11 protein-coding genes are annotated in these 16,821 nt (G+C 59.5%); all 11 read right to left on the bottom strand.

The window, feature by feature from the left end:
- Positions 1–8: 8 nt before the first annotated feature.
- Positions 9–3,056, bottom strand: a complete 3,048-nt coding sequence (locus AC1DWM_RS00345; RefSeq protein ID WP_477794394.1) for an autotransporter domain-containing protein — start codon at positions 3,054–3,056, stop codon at positions 9–11.
- Between the two features lie 185 nt (positions 3,057–3,241).
- Positions 3,242–6,205, bottom strand: a complete 2,964-nt coding sequence (eprS, locus tag AC1DWM_RS00340; RefSeq protein ID WP_477794393.1) for an autotransporter serine peptidase EprS — start codon at positions 6,203–6,205, stop codon at positions 3,242–3,244.
- A 100-nt stretch (positions 6,206–6,305) separates the two neighbouring features.
- The gene (locus AC1DWM_RS00335) at positions 6,306–7,667 is read right to left on the bottom strand and encodes a TolC family outer membrane protein (RefSeq protein ID WP_223512451.1); all 1,362 of its coding nucleotides are present in this window, start codon (positions 7,665–7,667) and stop codon (positions 6,306–6,308) included.
- 2 nt (positions 7,668–7,669) lie between these two features.
- Positions 7,670–9,004 (bottom strand): HlyD family type I secretion periplasmic adaptor subunit, encoded by a 1,335-nt coding sequence (locus AC1DWM_RS00330; protein WP_223512452.1) that lies wholly within the window; start codon positions 9,002–9,004, stop codon positions 7,670–7,672.
- A complete protein-coding gene (locus tag AC1DWM_RS00325) occupies positions 9,001–10,776 on the bottom strand; it encodes a type I secretion system permease/ATPase (protein ID WP_477794392.1) in 1,776 nt (591 codons plus the stop codon). Before AC1DWM_RS00325 ends, AC1DWM_RS00330 begins: the two co-directional genes overlap by 4 nt.
- 151 nt (positions 10,777–10,927) lie before the next feature.
- On the bottom strand, positions 10,928–11,341 hold the full coding sequence (locus tag AC1DWM_RS00320; protein ID WP_223512456.1) for an AprI/Inh family metalloprotease inhibitor: 414 nt from the start codon (positions 11,339–11,341) through the stop codon (positions 10,928–10,930).
- A 61-nt stretch (positions 11,342–11,402) separates the two neighbouring features.
- Positions 11,403–12,860 carry a serralysin family metalloprotease gene (locus tag AC1DWM_RS00315; RefSeq protein ID WP_223512460.1) on the bottom strand — a complete coding sequence of 486 codons (1,458 nt, stop codon included), beginning with the start codon at positions 12,858–12,860 and terminating at the stop codon, positions 11,403–11,405.
- Positions 12,861–13,336: 476 nt separating this feature from the next.
- Entirely contained in the window at positions 13,337–13,795 is a 459-nt protein-coding gene (locus AC1DWM_RS00310; protein ID WP_223512471.1) for an REP-associated tyrosine transposase, read from the bottom strand.
- Positions 13,796–13,886: 91 nt separating this feature from the next.
- The gene (locus AC1DWM_RS00305; RefSeq protein ID WP_477794391.1) at positions 13,887–14,972 is read right to left on the bottom strand and encodes a polyamine ABC transporter substrate-binding protein; all 1,086 of its coding nucleotides are present in this window, start codon (positions 14,970–14,972) and stop codon (positions 13,887–13,889) included.
- Between the two features lie 47 nt (positions 14,973–15,019).
- Positions 15,020–15,361, bottom strand: a complete 342-nt coding sequence (locus tag AC1DWM_RS00300) for a cupin domain-containing protein (RefSeq protein WP_223512476.1) — start codon at positions 15,359–15,361, stop codon at positions 15,020–15,022.
- Between the two features lie 30 nt (positions 15,362–15,391).
- Complete coding sequence (locus tag AC1DWM_RS00295) at positions 15,392–16,798, bottom strand: NAD(P)/FAD-dependent oxidoreductase (protein WP_477794390.1); 1,407 nt, start codon at positions 16,796–16,798, stop codon at positions 15,392–15,394.
- Positions 16,799–16,821: the final 23 nt, after the last annotated feature.

The raw sequence follows: 16,821 nt of genomic DNA, 5'->3' as shown, positions 1-16,821 counted from the left end.
TTGCGTGATCAGAACTGCCAGTCCAGCGTCAGGCCCACACCGTGGTCTTTCTCGTTGGAACCAAGCAGGCCGTTGTAATCCAGGCTCACACGAACATCCTGAGCCACCGCCAAACCGGCGCTGGCTCCGATCACGGCGGCGTTGCGGTCCAGCGACACGCTTTGCACGCTGAACGCGGTATTGCCGTTGGCAAACGCCAGGTGATCTTCGGACTGGGTGCTGCTCAGGTTGTGCTGCCAGCCCAGCGTGCCGGACAGTTCCAGCTGCTGTTTGTCCGACAGGGCAATCGCTTTGCTCGCCCGCAGGCCCAGGGTTGAAAGCACGGCGTCACGGTTGTCTTCAGCGCCCTTGAGTGCGGCCGCGTCACCTTTTTCGGTGAAGCTGTCGCTGTTCAGGTGCACATAAGCCAGATTGGCGAACGGTTCCAGCGCCAACGGTTGCACGTCCAGGCGATACGCCGCTTCAGTAAACAGTTGCGCAGTTGTGGCATCGCTTTTGGACTTTTGTTTGCCGCTCACGTCACCCAATTGCAGATCGCGTTTCACGTCGATGCGATGCCAGCTATAAGCGCCGCCGACACTCAATCGCAGTGCGTCGATTTCATGGCCCAGGTAAGCACCCAAGTGATAGCTGTCGACCGAGGCTGACGAATGCGTGCCATCGCCCATGCTCAAGGAGCTGTCGCTATAACCGGTAACGAAACCCAGTCGTGTGTCTTCGGTGATCAGACCGTCAACCCCGGCCAGCAAGCCGCCGATGGAGCTGTTGGAACTGGCGTTGTCATGCCCGCCATCGCTCTTGCCCCAGGCACCGAGCACTTTGAGCCAGGCATTGCTGCGGTCATCCGTCGGCGCTGCGGCGTCAAACAGATCGTGTTCACGCAAGCGCTCACCGACGGCATCGCGCAGGTAACGGCTGTCGTTGACCAGCAGCGTACCGATGGCCGGATAAATCTCGCCGGACAGTTGCTGGAAGGCTTGCTGAGCGACGGCGGCTGTAGGCGACAGCAGCAAGGTTTCGTACAGCGCGTTGCCTGCGCCCAGTTGTTCGGCGGCAGCGGCCACGGCGCGTTGGTTCGGTGTCTGGCCGACGCTGGCGAAGGAAGTGGCGTTACGTTCGACGGCCAGTTGAATGCCGGTGGCCGAGTAGTCGAGCGATCCGCCAATGAACAAATAATTGGGCACCACTGCACCGAAGCGCCCTTCGATCCCGCCGGCCGCTTGCAGGATGGTGTACTGATTGCCGAGCAGGGATTCCACTTCGCGGGGGGTCAGCAACGTCGGGCTGTTTTCCAGGGACAGGCTGACGGTGGCGCCGTCGATCACGGCTTTGCCGCCGGCGACGATCTGGTCACTGCTGGTGGTCGATAATTCCACGGCGTACGTCGAGCCTGGCTCGAAGGTTACATCGCCCGCCACTTGTAAGGTGCCGATGGAATTGCCCGGCGCCACGGTGCCGCCGCGTTTGGCGGTCAATCCGCCGATGTGACCGTTGCCGCCGAGGATCCCGCTGTCATTGACGGTGACCGTTGAAGCCAGCGAACCGTTGATCGCCAATCGGCCCTGATTGACCAGCGTCGGTCCGGCGTAGGTGTTGGCGCCAGACAAGACCAGCGTACCAATACCCTGCTTGGTCAGGCCGCCATGACCGGCGATGTCGTTGCGCCAGACATCGAGCCCGCAGTGCACATCGTTGCACACACGCTCGGTGGGTTTGCCGGCGTCGATGATCGCGCCGATGCCTGGTAAATCGGCAACAAACTGGCTGGAGCCGTAGGCGCCCTGAATGCGGAATTCTTCGGGAATGTCCTGCTCGGTGACCAACATCCCCGGGCCATCAATGCCTTTGCGCAAGTTGATCATGCCCCAGCCGTACAATGCGTCGACACCCGGTGCGCCCAGGTCAGTGGCTGTGGTGCGCAGCACGCTGGCGACCTGAGCACCGGTCATGTACGGGAAGCGTTCCATCAGCACAGCCATGGAGCCTGCGACATGCGGCGCCGCCATCGAAGTGCCGTTGTAATTGGCGTAATCGGTGGTGAGGTTCTCGGCGTTGGTGCCACCGATAACCGAGCTGTAAATTTTGCTGCCTGGCGCAGACACGCAAAAGCTGGCGGTGTAGCCGCATCGCGATGAGAACGTACTGATGGTGTAGGGGGTCGGGCTGGTGAGGTCCGGGTTCTTTTGCAACGCCGCGACGGTGACCCAGTTCGGCGCAATTTCCGGAACGAAATAGCCCAGGCCGGCAATGGCATCCGGATTGTTGAGGTTGTAGTCGTTGCCAGCGGCGAAGATCGTCACGATGCCGCTACGTGCGGCAGCCATTGCACCGTCATAGGCACCGCCCGGTTTGGTCCCGAGCAGTGGCTGGATCTCGTTGAACTGCAACTGCGCATCCTGCACGGTGAAATGCGGGTACGCCGGGTCGCGTCCGCCGAGGTCGAAGCGATCAGTAATGCCTATGCCCCAGCTGTTGTTGATGATCCGCGCGCCGCTGGCGATCAGGGCATCCCAACCGGCCTTGTACACCGCGCCGTCGTTGCCGCGAATAATGCCGTCCTCCGGGCCCGGGTCGCCGTTATCGGCGCTGATGATTTGCGCGCCAAACGCCACGCCATGCATCGGGCCGCCATCGCGGCTGCCGGCTGCGATCCCGCCAACGTGGGTGCCGTGGGCACCGAGCTTGCCGTTGGAGCCGACGGTGGGCGTGCCGTCATACCGAAACGCCTCCCCGGCTTTGACCGGAATGTACGGGTCGGTGTATTCGCGGATGCCGCTGGTGACCAGCGTGATCACTTTATTGGCACCGGAAAACTCCGGGTGCTGGGCGTAAACCGGTTGGTCGAAGATCCCCAGTTTCACGCCCTTGCCGCTATAACCGGCGGCGTAGGCCTCTTGAGCGTTGATCGCGCCCAGGCCCCAGTCAGCGTTGAATTCGGCGCTGCGCCAGCTGTTGGGGTCGCCCGCGCTACCGTTTTCCACGTAAGGCTCGGCGTGTGCAGTGCCGATTGTCGCCAGTGCGCAGAGCACGGTCAGTGTGTTGTGTTTGTTATTCATCCCGCTACCGTCCTTAGTTGTGTTGCCAAAATCCCTGTGCCTTGAAAAGCACATTCAAATTCACCCACATCCCTGTAGCAGCTGCCGAAGGCTGCGTCCGGCTGCGAAGCAGTCGCAAAATCACTCAGGGTTTACGACTGCTGCGCAGCCGGACGCAGGCTGCGCCAGCTGCTACAGGGGGCGCGTTAAAACTGCCAATTGAGGCTGAGCCCTACTCCGTGGATGTTCTCGCGGTTGGCCAGTTGCCCGGTGTAATCAAGGTTCAAGCGCATGTCCCGGCTCAGGGCCAGGCTGGCATGGGCGCCGACCAGTGCTGCATCAGGCACCATGGGTGAGCTTTCCACCAAAAACGGCGTGCTGCCGCTGGCGAACGCCAGGTGTTCCTCGGAATCGGTATTGCTCAGGTTGTGTTGCCAACCCAGGCTCGCGCTCAGGTCCAGCTGCTGCTGTGCGGACAGGTTCACAGTTTTCAGCGCGCGCGCACCCAACGTGCTGAGCACCGCGTCACGCGTGTCACCGCTGCTTTTCAGTGCGGCCGCATCACCTTTCTCGGTGAAACCTTCAGTGTCGAGGTGCACGTAGGCCAGATTGGCAAAAGGCTCCAGAGCCAAGGGTTGCAGGTTCAGCCGATACGCCGCTTCGCCAAACACCTGGGTGGTGCCGGCATCGATTTTGGTTTTCTGCCTGGCGCTGACTTCGCCGTATTGCAGGTCACGTTTGACGTCGGCGCGATGCCAGCTGTAGGCACCGCCAGCGCTCAGACGCCAGGCACCCGACTCGCGGCCGGCGTAAGCGCCAAGGTGATAACTGTCGACCTGGGCCGATGAATGCGTGCCCGAACCCATGTTCACCGAGCTGCCGCTGTAACCGGTGACCAGCCCGATGCGCGTTTGCTCATCCAGTGCCCCATCGACACCGGCGAGCAAGCCGCCAATCGACGTCGTATATCCGGCGGTGTCATTGCGGTCATCAGTCTTGCCCCAGGCACCCAGCGCCTTGATCCAGCCATTGCTTTGAGTGCCTTTGGCCTCCACCAGGCGTTCACCCACGGCATCACGCACGTAACGACTGTCATTGACCAGCACCGAAGCCAGCGCTGGGTAGATTTCGCCGGACAACTGCTGGAACGCCTGTTGTGCCGAACTGGCGGACGGTGACAGCAACAGGCTTTCGTAGACTGGATTCCCCGCCCCCAGCCCTTCAACGGCAGTGGCAACGGCGCGTTGATTGGGCGTTTGCCCGACGCTGGCGAAAGACGTGTCGTTGCGTTCGACACTCAGTTGAACACCGCTCGCGGCGTAATCGAGGCTGCCGCCAATAAACAGATAGTTGGGCAACACCGCGCCGAACTGGCCTTGAATACCGCCAGCGGCTTGCAGGATGGCGTATTGATGCCCCAGCAGGCTTTGCACTTCGGTGGCGCTGAGCAGGGTCGGGCTGTTTTCCAGTGACAGCGTCACCGTCGCGCCGCCAAGCGTGGCAGTACCACCCGCCACAATGCGATCACTGCTGGTGGACGAGAGTTCGACCGCGTAAGTCGAACCCGGCGCGAACGTCACGTCACCCGTGACCTGCAAGGTGCCGATTGAATTGCCGGGCGCCACCGTTGCGCCGCGATTGGCGCTCAACGCACCGATGCGCCCCGAACCACCGAGCGTACCGCCGTCATTGACGGTCACACGGGAGGTCAGTGAGCCGTTGACCGCGAGTAAGCCTTCGTTGACCGTGGTCGGTCCGCGATAGGTATTGTCGCCGGTCAACATCAGCTGCCCGGCACCGGACTTGATCAGGCTGCCTTCGTAAACGCGACTGGCGGCAGCGGCATCACGCGTCATGCCTACCGCGTAATCCGTCTGATCCTGTTGACTGGCGCTCACCGGCACGCCGTTTTCCCAGCCTCTGTTTTTCAGCGTCTGCTGCCAGGCACTGCGTTCGGCGAGGTCTTCTGATTGACGTTGAATCAATGCCTTGTCCGTGATGCCATTGCTCCAGACATCGCTCTGCCCTGCCCCCAGATTGGCATCGAAACGCCCAAGCAATTGTCCCGGCCCGCGCATCGCCCGATCAAGGTTGGCCACGCCCCAGCCAACTCGAGCGTTTGGTGCATCGGTGATCGAACCATCGAGTTGAGTGGCCGTGGTCAACAGCGTTTCAAGTGCCTGTTGGTTGCTCATGTACGGGTAACGTTCCATCACCAGCGCCAGTGCGCCGGTCGCATGCGGCGCTGCCATCGAGGTGCCGGACTTGATCGCGTAACCACCATCGGGAATGGTGCTGTCGATCTTCGCGCCGGGCGTGGTGATGCACCAATACTTGGCGAGCCCGCACTGGTTGTATTTCTGCTGATTGCCTTGATCCAGCCCCGATACCGCTAACCAATGGCCCTCCAGATCCGGCTGAAAATACGGCAACGCCGAGCGCACGCTGGCGTTCGGATAGCCGCTATTGCCGGCGCTGAACACGTTGATTACGCCACGCCGCGAAACGTCAGCCGCGGCATCCATCCAGGTGTCTTTGTTCCAGTGTTGGGCGTAGGCCGCGTGCAAGTCGTCGAGGGTGCGGTAACTGACGTCCGGCGGCTGGCTGCCCCAACTGTTGTTGATCGCTCGCACACCCGCATCGGCCAGGGCGTTGTAGACCGCTTTGAAATAGTGCGGATCGGGATTGGGACCGAACAGGAAACTGTCATTCTTGTTGGTGTTGCCGACAAAGAGCTGCGCGTTATACGCCACGCCGTGCATACCGATGCCATCGCGAGAGGCACCGATGGTGCCAGCGACATGGGTGCCGTGAGAATCGTTGTTGGGGTTGAGCGTGCCGTTGACATTGAACACAGTACCGTCGACATAGCTGCCGCTGGCGGTCACCGCGTGGTAACGGTCGGTGGCGAATTCGGGATGGGTGGCATCGAAACCGGAATCAAGTTCGCCGACTTTCACGCCTTTGCCGGTGATACCGGCGGCGTACGCCTGATCCGCCTGCATGCGGGCCAGGCCCCAGTCGCGCTGGAATTCTGCGCTGCGCCAACTGGCGGCATCGCCGGGTTGGCCGGTTTCCAGGTAGGCAGCCTGCGCAGCGCCAGGCATTGCTGACACCAGCAACAAGAGTGTGCCTACCGAGATCGGGTTATTGGAGACTTCCTTGTTCATGACTACTCGCTTTTTTGGCGTTTTTAGAATTCTGGTTTCCCGTTGGGAGCAGCACCGCATCTCCCTGTAGCAGCTGCCGAAGGCTGCTACAGGTCCATCATTAGGTCCTCGGGCCCTGGCCGAACGCTTCGTCGACCCTGGCCAGATCCTGTTCATTCAACGTTCCGGCGTAGTAGTGCAACCGGGTCCAGGCCATCAAGTAGTCGTAGCGTGCCTGCGCCAGATCGCGGCGGGTGGTAAATAGTTGTTGTACGGCGTTCAGCGCATCCAGGTTGACGCGTTCGCCGCCCAGGATGCTTTGCCTGGTCGACACCACCAGCGCTTCGGCAGCCGTCAGGGCCTTTTGGTAGGCGCTCAGCTTGCTTACACCGGACAGGCAGGCGCTGAACTGTCGGCGTAGCTCGATCAGGGTTTCGCGAGTCTTGCCATCCAGTTCGTACTCGGCCTGTTCCATGCTGCGGCTGGCCTGGCGTGTGGACGCCGACACCCCGCCGCCGGCATACAGCGGCACGTTGACTTCGATGCCAATGGTGTTGGTGTCGTAGCGCTGGTTATAGGTGTTGCCGCTTTCCGATTCGTTCTGGCGCACCGAAGCATAGGCACTGACTTTCGGCAGATGCCCGGCGCGGTTGCGTTCGACTTCGTAACGCGCCACTTCCACCGCCTGGCGCTGGGAGGCCAGGTTCGGGTTGTTGGCCACGGCCATTTCGTGCCAGGTGTCGTAGTTGGCCGGTTGCAGGCTGAAGGTCTGGAAGTGCGGGGCCAGCGGCGCCAGGTCTGTGATGTCGATCACCGGCACGCCAATCAGCGCGCCAAGTTCGCGCAAGGACGCGTCCTGCTCGTTGCGCGCCTCGATCTCTTCAGCGGTGGCCAGTTCGTAACGGGACTCGGCCTCAAGAATATCGGTGCGAGTGCCTTCGCCCTGGTGAAACATCTGCTCGTTCTGCTGGAACTGCTGTTCGTAGGCTTTCTTCCTGGCCAACGCAATGTCGATCTGATCCTGAGCAAACAACGCCTTGGTGTAGTTCTCCAACACACGCACCAGCAATTGCTGGCTCTTGCCGCGAAAGGCTTCATCGGCAAACAACGACTGGGCCACGCCTTTGCGATACGCCGCGTAGGCTTCGTAATCGATCAAAGGCTGTTGCAGGGTCAAGGTCGAACCGTAACTGCTGTAATTGCGGTCATCCGTCTTATTCTGCCTGTACTCATTGAGGTAAGTGGCCTTGGACGAGTTGCGCCCCTTGTTGTAGTTGTACGCCACCCTTGGCAGCAAGCCAGCACGGCCGATGATGCGGTTTTCAAGACCGGCATCACGCTCCTTGAGCGCGCCCAGGAACACCGGGTCATTGCGCAACGCTTGCTCGTAAATATCGAACGGCCCCATGGCCATCACGCTGTTGCACGTCAGCAACGTCAGGGTCGCTACGAGCCTGGAAAGCTTATTCATACAACCGAACATCCTTATTCCTCGGTCAACGCGGAGCCTGCCCGGTCGAGCAGCGGTTTGAACAGATAGTTGAGGAGTGAACGTTCACCCGTACGCACGAACATTTCCGCCGGCATGCCCGGTTTGATCACCAGGCCATTGAGCTTTTCCATGGCCTGGTCACTGACACTGCTGCGCAGCACGTAGTACGGCGCGCCGGTTTTTTCGTCGACCATCTGGTCGGCAGAGATCAGGCTGACTTCGCCGGGCACTCGCGGCGTGCGGCTTTGGTTAAACGCGGTGAACAAGATGTCCACGGGCAAATGGGTGCCGACCTTGTCGACCAGATTGATCGGCAAGTGCCCTTCCACTTCCAGGTGGGTGCCCTGGGGCACAATTTCCAGCAAGGTGTCGCCCTGGCGCACCACCGCGCCTTCGGTGTGCACCCCCAGGTTGACCGCGATGCCGTCGGCGGTGGCGATGATCTCGCTGTGTTGCAAATTGAACCCGGCGGAGGTCAGTTGCTCCTTGAGGGTCACGCTCTTGAGTTGCGCGTCGGCCAGTTGGGTGCGGACCTCTTTCTGATACTCCTCGATGTGCTGTTGCAGCTTGAGTTTCGCTTCGAGGATGCCCTGCTCCACCCGACCACTTTCGCCGGCGTTCTCGGCCAGTTGCTGCTGCACTTGCGACAGTTGACGCTGGTATTCCATCAGCCGGTTGCGCGGGATGTAGCCGTTATCCGCCAAGGGCTGAAGATTGCTCAGTTGTTGTTGCAGCGAGTTGGCCTGGGCCGTCAGGTCGGTACGCGCGCGACGCATGCCAGCCAATTGCGCGGCGGCGCCTTCCATGTTGGCGCGCAATCCGCCCTGCTCGCGGAAATAGGCTTCGCGACGGCTGCTGAACAATTGCCGCTGGCCTTCGAGCACCAATGCCAGTCGCGGGTCAGCGTCCTTGCTCAGTTCGGCCGGGAAATTCACTTGCTTGAGGTTGTCCCGTTCGCTTTCCCAGCGCGCAACGCTGGCCCAGGCCATGCGGTACTGCGCCTGTAGCGAATCGACGTCAGCCGCGACCTGAGTCTGGTCGAGTTGGAACAGCGGCTGGCCCAGCTTCACCACTTGACCCTCACGCACCAGAATCCGGCTGACCACACCGGGGCTCATCGATTGCACGGCTTTGCGCTTGCCCGATACCACGACCGTGCCCTGCACCGGAATGCCTTGATCAAGCGGCGCGAGGCTGGCCCAGGTGAAGAAACTCCCGGCGCCGACAATCGCCAGAATCCAGCCCATGCGGGCGAAGAAGCGCGCATCGTGCTCGGGGCGTTCGGCGATGCAGTCGTGTTCCATCGTGGCTTCGTTGCGGTGATTCATACGCCCGAACTCCTTGTCGAGGGCTGATACTGTCGGCTCATGCTCAGTCCGCCGGGTGCCTGCGGCGCTTTTTCCCGCTGTTGTTCCTGGGCGCCGGACAGTGCTTTCAATACCTCCTGGCTCGGGCCGAACGCCTGCAAGCGCCCGTCGTTAAGCACCAGCAGTTTGTCGGCCTGAGCCAGCGCCGAAGAACGGTGGGTAACCAGAATCACACTGGTGCCTTGCGCTTTCATGTGCGCGATGGCGCTGGCCAACGCGGCTTCGCCCACGGTGTCGAGGTTGGAGTTCGGTTCGTCCAGCACCACTAGACGCGGGCTGCCATACAGGGCGCGAGCCAGAGCCACACGTTGCTTCTGGCCGCCGGACAAACCGCTGCCGTCCTCGCCCAGCACTGTGTCGTAGCCTTGCGGCATGCGCAGGATCAGTTCGTGGACGCCGGCCTGTTGCGCGGCTTCAACGACTTTTTGTGGATCGGTTTCGCGAAAGCGGGCGATGTTTTCGGCAATGCTGCCGCTGAACAATTCGATGTCTTGCGGCAGATAGCCAATGTAGGGGCCGAGGTCGTCGCGGTTCCAGCGATGAATGTCCGCGCCGTCGAGTCGAACCGTGCCGCCGAGGGTGGGCCACACGCCGACCAGCACCCGGGCCAGTGTCGATTTGCCTGAGCCGGAAGCACCCAGCACGCCCATCACTTCCCCTGCGCCAAGGTTGAAGTTGACCAGGTGCAGCGTCGCAGCACGCTGACCCGGCGGCGCGGCGCTGACCTGTTCGAAGGTGATTTGCCCTTTCGGCGCCGGCAGCGCCATGGCCTCGTCACTCGGTGGAAAGGCTTGCAGCAACGCGTCCAGACGACGGTAGGCCAGCTTGGCGCCGCTCCACTGTTTCCATACGGCAATTAACTGATCGATGGGGCTCAGGACGCGGCCCATCAAAATCGAACCGGCAATCATCATCCCGGCGGTCATGTCGCCCTTGATCACCAGCAGCGCGCCCAGCCCCAGGACCAGGGATTGCAGGCACAAACGCAAGGTTTTGCTCAGGGAACTGATGACCGCGCCGGTGTCGCTGGCCTGGTTCTGCAAGCCGAGAAAACGTGAATGCACGTCAAACCAGCGCTTGCGTAGCGCACCCAGCATACCCATCGCCTGAATGGTTTCGGCGTTATGCAAGTGACTGGTGGCCAATTGGCTGGACTTCTGGGAAAAACCGGCGGCTTCGCCCAGGGGCTTTTTGGTCATTGCTTCGTTCAGGCACGCAAGGCCAATCAACACCAGCGCGCCCACGGTCGCGAACACACCGAGCCAGACGTTGAACAGGTAGATCACGAACAGATAGACCGGAAACCACGGTGCATCGAAGAAGGCAAACAGCGCTGGGCCGGTGACGAACTGGCGGATGTGCGTCAGATCCCCCAGCGACTGGCCGGCGTTGCCCTCACCTTTGAACAGATTGCGCTCGAACGCGGCTTGATAAACCCGCAGGTTGAAGCGTCGTTCCAGTTGGCTACCGATGCGGATGACGATGAAACTACGGACGATCTCAAGCAAACCGATGAAGACAAAGAAACCGACCACCATCAACGACAGCATGGCGAGCGTCGTTTCATTTTGCGAAGACAACACACGGTCGTAGACCTGCAGCATGTAAATCGACGGGACCAGCATCAGCACGTTAATTAACGCGGTAAAACAGCCAACGCTGATCAGGATGCTCTTATAGTCGCCCAATGCTTTGAATAACGGTGCACTTAGCGGGCTCTTTGACATCTTCATGGGTTCTTCCTGAGGTGTTATTCCTCGTCATACTGACGAAGTTTCCATTCACTGTCCGCGCAGGCGCGAATGTGCATTTGGCGCACTAGCGCTTACAAACTAACTACAACTTAATTGCGCGATGTCTTTATCACGAGTCGCGGCGTTTTAATTAATGCGCCTGACGCACGAGTGTTATGACCAGCGTGGATTTCAAGTTTGCTCTATAGGAGCCATCACGTTGGCGACTGAGAAACAGAATCTTCGAGCCTTCTTTACCGGTGATCGCAATACCATCCGGCTCGGGAAACCAACCGATGGCTTTTTCGCCTGCAAGCCATGCGCTTAAACAATCGGCACCCTCACCCAGCGTTTGCTTGAGCTGCAATTCGATGACACAGACGTTGGAAGGCTTGTCCTGCAGTGCCTGGGTCTCTGGCGAGTCGTCCCGGGTGCTCAGGGTGGCCTGCCATTTGCCGGCCAGTTCCGAGGGATCTGCCAATTTCAGGCTGCTCGCCATGGCTGCTTCTCCAAAAAAAATCATGAACATCGCCAAGAGCCATGCGGCACAGGCTTTAGAGGCCATCTTTGTTTTACTCCAGCCACAGAGGGCAGCGCATCGGCGCCACCCTCCTTATCGCCTTACATCAGGCTGCGATGTCCGAGTACGCCGCCTGGCCGACGGTGCTGACCAGGAAATCAGCCACGCCGTGCCCGGAGAAGTCCACCGACAACAGGCTACTGCCGCCTGAGGTGGTCAACACGGCATCACCTGCCGCACCAGTGAACGAGCTCACGAAATGCAGGCCTGCGCCTTGGGTGATACCGGTCAGGTCGATCTTGTCCAGGCCGCTGACAAAGTCGAGGATCTGGTCGGCGACACCTGGCTTGGAGTCGCTGCTGGCAGCGAACACAAACGTGTCCGAACCGGTACCGCCCAACAGCTTGTCCGCACCGCCGGCGCCGTAGAGGATGTCGTTGCCGGCACCGCCCTTCAGTTCGTTGGCGATACCATTGCCAATCAGCAGGTCGTTGCCCGAACCGCCGGTCGCGTTCTCGATGATTGCACCCTTGGCAATGGAAACGTTGCCCACCAGGCCGCCAACGTCGGAGAACGAGGCTTCATTGAGGTTGATTTTCTGGTTTTGGGTGAATCCGGAGAAGTCCAGGGTATCTTTGCCGCCTGCATCCCATACCGAAAACACGACCTTGTCCGACGACGAAGACGCGCTCAGGAAGTCGCGACCGGCGTTGGAGTTAAAGCCGTACGTGGTGTCACCGGTACGGGTGGTGGTGTTGGCTCCATAGAGTTTCTGGATGGCTGCAATGTCGTCCATCAGCGGGCCGGACGAATACGCTTCGACACCGCCCTTGCTGAAGTTCTGGCTGGTATTGCTTTCACTCCAGTAGCTCATGACGCTGTAACCGCGGGTATCCTGCCCGTAGGTGGCGTCATTGTAAGTCGGGGCACCCTCGCCAGCGTTGTAGTCGCCAGGGTGGGCCAGGCCCAACGAGTGACCGATTTCGTGGGTCAGTGTTTGACGGCCGTAATTGTTCAGGTCCGGCGTCTTGTTAGGCGTGTAGCTGCTGTTGGTCAGGTACCAGGAAGTACCGTCATAACCCGCACCGGTGCCCGGCAAATAGGCAAATGCCGCCGCGCCATCCTGGCCACCACTGTAGTTGCCGAAGGTCATGTGACCGTCACCGCCCGTAGACTTATTGGTGAAGGTAACGTTGGCTACATCGGCCCAGGATTGCATGGCGAGCACCGCTTGGGCTTTTTGCTGCGTACTGAACTGGCTGAAGCCGGTAATCCCGTGCTTGTTCATGGTGCTCGACGAGGCCGAGGTCAGGAACGTATAGGTCAGTTCGATTTTGCCGCTGCCGTCCTTGTCCTGGTAGGCAGCACCGTCGCGCAGCAATTGGGTGGCTGCCTGGTCGACGGAATAGGACGGTTTGCCATTGACCGTGAGATTGCCACCGCGGTCATACTGATGGCTGAAGCTGTCGATCTGGTTATACGCAGAACTCGGTGCAGCCAATGCTTGCAAGGGGGTTATGGCCTGTTCGGCTAGATCAATAGCATTGTTTTTTACTTTCGACATAAACACACTTCCTTGTTTAGCTATGGAACAGTTTTTTGTCAGATAGCGACGATCTCTGGCGAGGTCGTCCTATCACTCGCCCAATGAAGGCGAAAGAAAACTGACACAATTCGAAATCAAACGTCTAGTGTTTTTTTGACGTCAAATTGTGCAAATCCAGCAAATGCCCGGAAATAATGCTTGTGGGGTCGAAAGATTGTCTTGTGTATGTGCGTTTGCGCAAATCGTCTGACAATTTGCTATTTAAATATTAAATATAGGTAAGTTGTTTTTTGTCGAACAGGTCTCACATTACGGTAGTGCTTAATATAAGCGCCACTATATTGATATCAACCATATCTTTATTGAATTTTATATTTAACGACTGCTGCGCAGCCGAACGCAGGCTTCGCCAGCTGCTACAAGGATCGCGGCGTACGAAAATCCTGTAGCAGCTGCCGAAGGCTGCGTTCGGCTGCGAAGCAGTCGTCAAACACTTACAACCAACACGCATCCCAAAGTGGATAATCATGAACGCGCGTCACTAAACCTGCCCGGACAGGATTCGCAACGACATACCGAGCAAGATCCTTCACATCCTCCTCCCACCGAACCGCACGATCGTGATACCCCTTCTGCCATAGCCGCCCTCGCCGCCCCAATGCCTGGTTGACGGCAAGACTGCTCCGGGATTTGATTCGACACATCAGCTCCGACAGCGTCTTGTCCCGCAGCTGCACCAGACAATGCAAATGATCCGGCATCACAACCCACGTCAAAAAATCGGCCCATCCATCTTCTTGTGCCTGGCGCAGTTGCAGAACAACCAACCTGCCCAATCGCCAATCAACAAAAAACGGCTGTCGTTGGTGAACGACAGCCGTTAGTAGATAGATCCGCCCAGGTTCCGAAAAACGACCAATGCGCAGGTGACCCGCTTTTGTATCGACTGGCATTCCATTGCCTCCTGATCAATTGAAAGGAAGCCTGGAATCTACCGTGTAGCCACCCAAGTCACTGGGGGCAATGACTACAAATTATGAACCCTCAACTCCCCGTCCGAATCTTGTTCCACACCCGCGTACGGACCCGGTCAATGTTCAGCGGCATCGCCTCCAGCGCGAACAGCTTGCCCATCATCTCAGGGCTCGGATAAACCTTGGTGTCGTTTTTGATCGTCGGGTCGATCAGGCTATCAGCCTGTTCGTTACCGTTTGCGTAGTGCACGTAGTTGCTGACGCTGGCCATGACGTCCGGCCGCAGCAGGTAGTTCATGAAGGCGTAACCGGCCTTCTCGTCCGGTGCGTCGGCGGGCATGGCGACCATGTCGAACCAGATGGCGGCGCCTTCCTTGGGAATGGCGTAGCCGATGTCGACGCCGTTGTTGGCTTCCTTGGCCCGATTCTCGGCTTGCAGGATGTCGCCGGAGAAGCCGACCGCTACGCAGATGTCGCCATTGGCCAGGTCGCTGGTGTACTTGGACGAATGGAAGTAGCTCACGTACGGACGGACTTTCAGCAGCAGCGTTTCGGCCTTTTTATAATCTTCCGGGTTTTTACTGTGAGGCGGCAGGCCCAGGTAGTTCAGGGCGGCGGGCAAGAGTTCCGGGCCGTTGTCGAGGATGGCAACGCCGCACTTTTGCAGCTTTGCCATGTTCTCGGGTTTGAAAATCAGATCCCAGGAATCCACGGGCGCATTGTCACCCAGTACGGCCTTGACCTTGGCGATGTTGTAGCCGATACCCGTGCTGCCCCACAGGTACGGAAAGCCATGCTCGTTGCCCGGATCGTTGGTCTGCAACGCTGTGAGCAACACCGGGTTGAGGTTCTTCCAGTTCGGCAGCTGATTTTTATCGAGTTTCTTCAGTGCGCCACCTTCAATCTGTCGCGCCATGAAATGGTTGGACGGAAACACCACGTCATACCCTGATTTACCGGTCATCAACTTGCCGTCGAGGGTTTCGTTGCTGTCGTAGACGTCGTAGGTAAAGGCGATACCGGTTTCTTTCTGGAAGTTTTTCGTGGTGTCAGGGGCGATGTAGTCGGACCAGTTGTAGATTTTGACCGTCTCGGCCGCCTGGCTAAGGGTCGCGACGAGTGCAAGTGGCGCCAGTGTCAGTGTCTTTCGGATCATGAGTCGATTCCTGTAGGGGTTTTTGTTATTGGCAGGCAATCAGAAGATCAAAAAATCAAAACGTAGGTCTTGCGCACAGTTTCCTGGATATCCCAGATGCCGAGACTGTTAGCCGGCAACATCAATGCATCGCCAGCTTCTATGTAGAGGGGTTCACCATCGTCCGGGGTGAAGGTGCAACGGCCCTGGATGAAGTGACAAAACTCCTGGGCCACGATCTGCCGGCGCCAGCGTCCGGGCGTGCATTCCCAGACACCGGTTTCGACACCATCATCGCGTTCGACGCTGGTGGTCGAGGCCACTGCCACGGGTGTTCCCAGTGGCACCGCGACCGGATTGGATTCATCAAGCTTCAGGGTGGCGGTGTTCTTGAATTGCGTGATGCTCATGGGCGTACCTGTCAATGGAAAAAGCGTTGTTTACTGCATGAAACCTTCCATGAACCCCGCGACCCCGCTGGCCAGCTTTCGGCGCCAGGGTGCGGTAGCCGGGTTGGCCAGGGTCTGGTCTTCGTGGACGAAGCTGCGGATGATCGCGTTGTAACCGAGCCAGCGGCAGGGTTCCGGCTCCCAGGCCTTGAGCGTGTCGAGTCCGCCCTGCGGCATGACCCAAGGCTGGCGCACCAACTCGGTATCGCGCTGAAGAATCAGGTCGGCGAGGGTTCTGCCGCCCAGGTTGCTGGCACCGACGCCCTCCCCGCCATAACCGCCGGACAAGGCGATGCCGCTGGCGTGATCACAGAGCATGTGCGGCTTGAAACGCCGCGACATGCCAAGATTTCCGCCCCAGGCGTGGGTAATCCGCACATTCTTCAATTGCGGGAAGAGCTCGCCGAACAGATAGCGTCGTAACTCCACTTCGCTGGTCGTCAGGTCGAAGTCATGGCGTAACTTGCCGGCAAACTGGTAGCCGCCCCGCGCCCCGAACACCAGGCGGTTGTCGGCGGTGCGTTGGCCGTAGGTCACCTGACGGCTGCTCTCGCTGAAGGCTTGGCCGCGACTCAGGCCGATTTCGTCCCACGTCGCAGCGGACAGTGGTTCGGTGGCAACGATCAGGCTTTGCACCGGCATTTGATAACGCCCCAACGGCGGCAACGTCGTTGCGTAACCTTCTACCGCCGGGACAATCCAGCGACTGCGAACCGCCGCCTTGGCAGTGCGCAAGCTCCCCGACTGCCACTGCGTGACGGCGCTGTTTTCATAGATGCTGACCCCCATTTTCTCCACCGCCCGTGCTAAGCCTCGCACCAACTTTGCCGGGTGGATGGTCGCAACGTGCGGTGCATAGATACCGCCATAAGGCTTCGCAACTCTGATCTGTTGCGCCAGTTGCTCGGGGCTGAGCCAGCGGTAGTCACTTTCGGTCAGGCCCTGGCGGTAGAGATCATCCAGATAGCGGCGCAGGCTGGCTTCCTGCTCGGGGTAGCGTGCGGCGCAGTAAAGTACCCCGCCTTTGCGGTAATCGCAGGCGATGCCTTCACGCTCCAGAACGACTTCTACTTCATCAGGAATGCTGTGCAGCAAGTCGAATGAGGCGCGGCGCTGCTCCGGGGACAACCCGGCGAGCAAGCGGTCTTCACCCAACAGGTTGCCCATCAACCAGCCGCCATTACGGCCCGAGGCGCCGAAACCAGCGGTTTGCGCTTCGACAATGGCGATGTCCAGGCCCGGGGCCAGACGCTTGAGGTAATACGCGGTCCAGAGCCCGGTATATCCCGCGCCAATGATTGCCACGTCGACGTCCAGATCGTGTTCCAGCGCCGGACGGGCCAATAACGGCTCGTCGAGTTGATCCATCCATAAACTGATAGTGCGCCACGCCGACATGCAAGACTCCGCCACTCAAACTT

The organism is Pseudomonas sp. P4_C8 (genome assembly GCF_056401975.1).
The sequence above is the reverse complement of the archived record's forward strand: the minus strand, read 5'-3'. Positions and strand labels throughout refer to the sequence as shown.

Excerpts from the sequence above, each read along its gene's own strand:
- eprS (WP_477794393.1), bottom strand. The coding sequence starts at position 6,205 with ATGAACAAGGAAGTCTCCAATAACCCGATCTCGGTAGGCACACTCTTG.
- AC1DWM_RS00305 (WP_477794391.1), bottom strand. The coding sequence starts at position 14,972 with ATGATCCGAAAGACACTGACACTGGCGCCACTTGCACTCGTCGCGACC.
- AC1DWM_RS00325 (WP_477794392.1), bottom strand. The coding sequence starts at position 10,776 with ATGAAGATGTCAAAGAGCCCGCTAAGTGCACCGTTATTCAAAGCATTG.
- AC1DWM_RS00315 (WP_223512460.1), bottom strand. The coding sequence starts at position 12,860 with ATGTCGAAAGTAAAAAACAATGCTATTGATCTAGCCGAACAGGCCATA.
- AC1DWM_RS00320 (WP_223512456.1), bottom strand. The coding sequence starts at position 11,341 with ATGGCCTCTAAAGCCTGTGCCGCATGGCTCTTGGCGATGTTCATGATT.
- AC1DWM_RS00300 (WP_223512476.1), bottom strand. The coding sequence starts at position 15,361 with ATGAGCATCACGCAATTCAAGAACACCGCCACCCTGAAGCTTGATGAA.
- AC1DWM_RS00310 (WP_223512471.1), bottom strand. The coding sequence starts at position 13,795 with ATGCCAGTCGATACAAAAGCGGGTCACCTGCGCATTGGTCGTTTTTCG.
- AC1DWM_RS00335 (WP_223512451.1), bottom strand. The coding sequence starts at position 7,667 with ATGTTCGGTTGTATGAATAAGCTTTCCAGGCTCGTAGCGACCCTGACG.
- AC1DWM_RS00295 (WP_477794390.1), bottom strand. The coding sequence starts at position 16,798 with ATGTCGGCGTGGCGCACTATCAGTTTATGGATGGATCAACTCGACGAG.
- AC1DWM_RS00330 (WP_223512452.1), bottom strand. The coding sequence starts at position 9,004 with ATGAATCACCGCAACGAAGCCACGATGGAACACGACTGCATCGCCGAA.
- AC1DWM_RS00345 (WP_477794394.1), bottom strand. The coding sequence starts at position 3,056 with ATGAATAACAAACACAACACACTGACCGTGCTCTGCGCACTGGCGACA.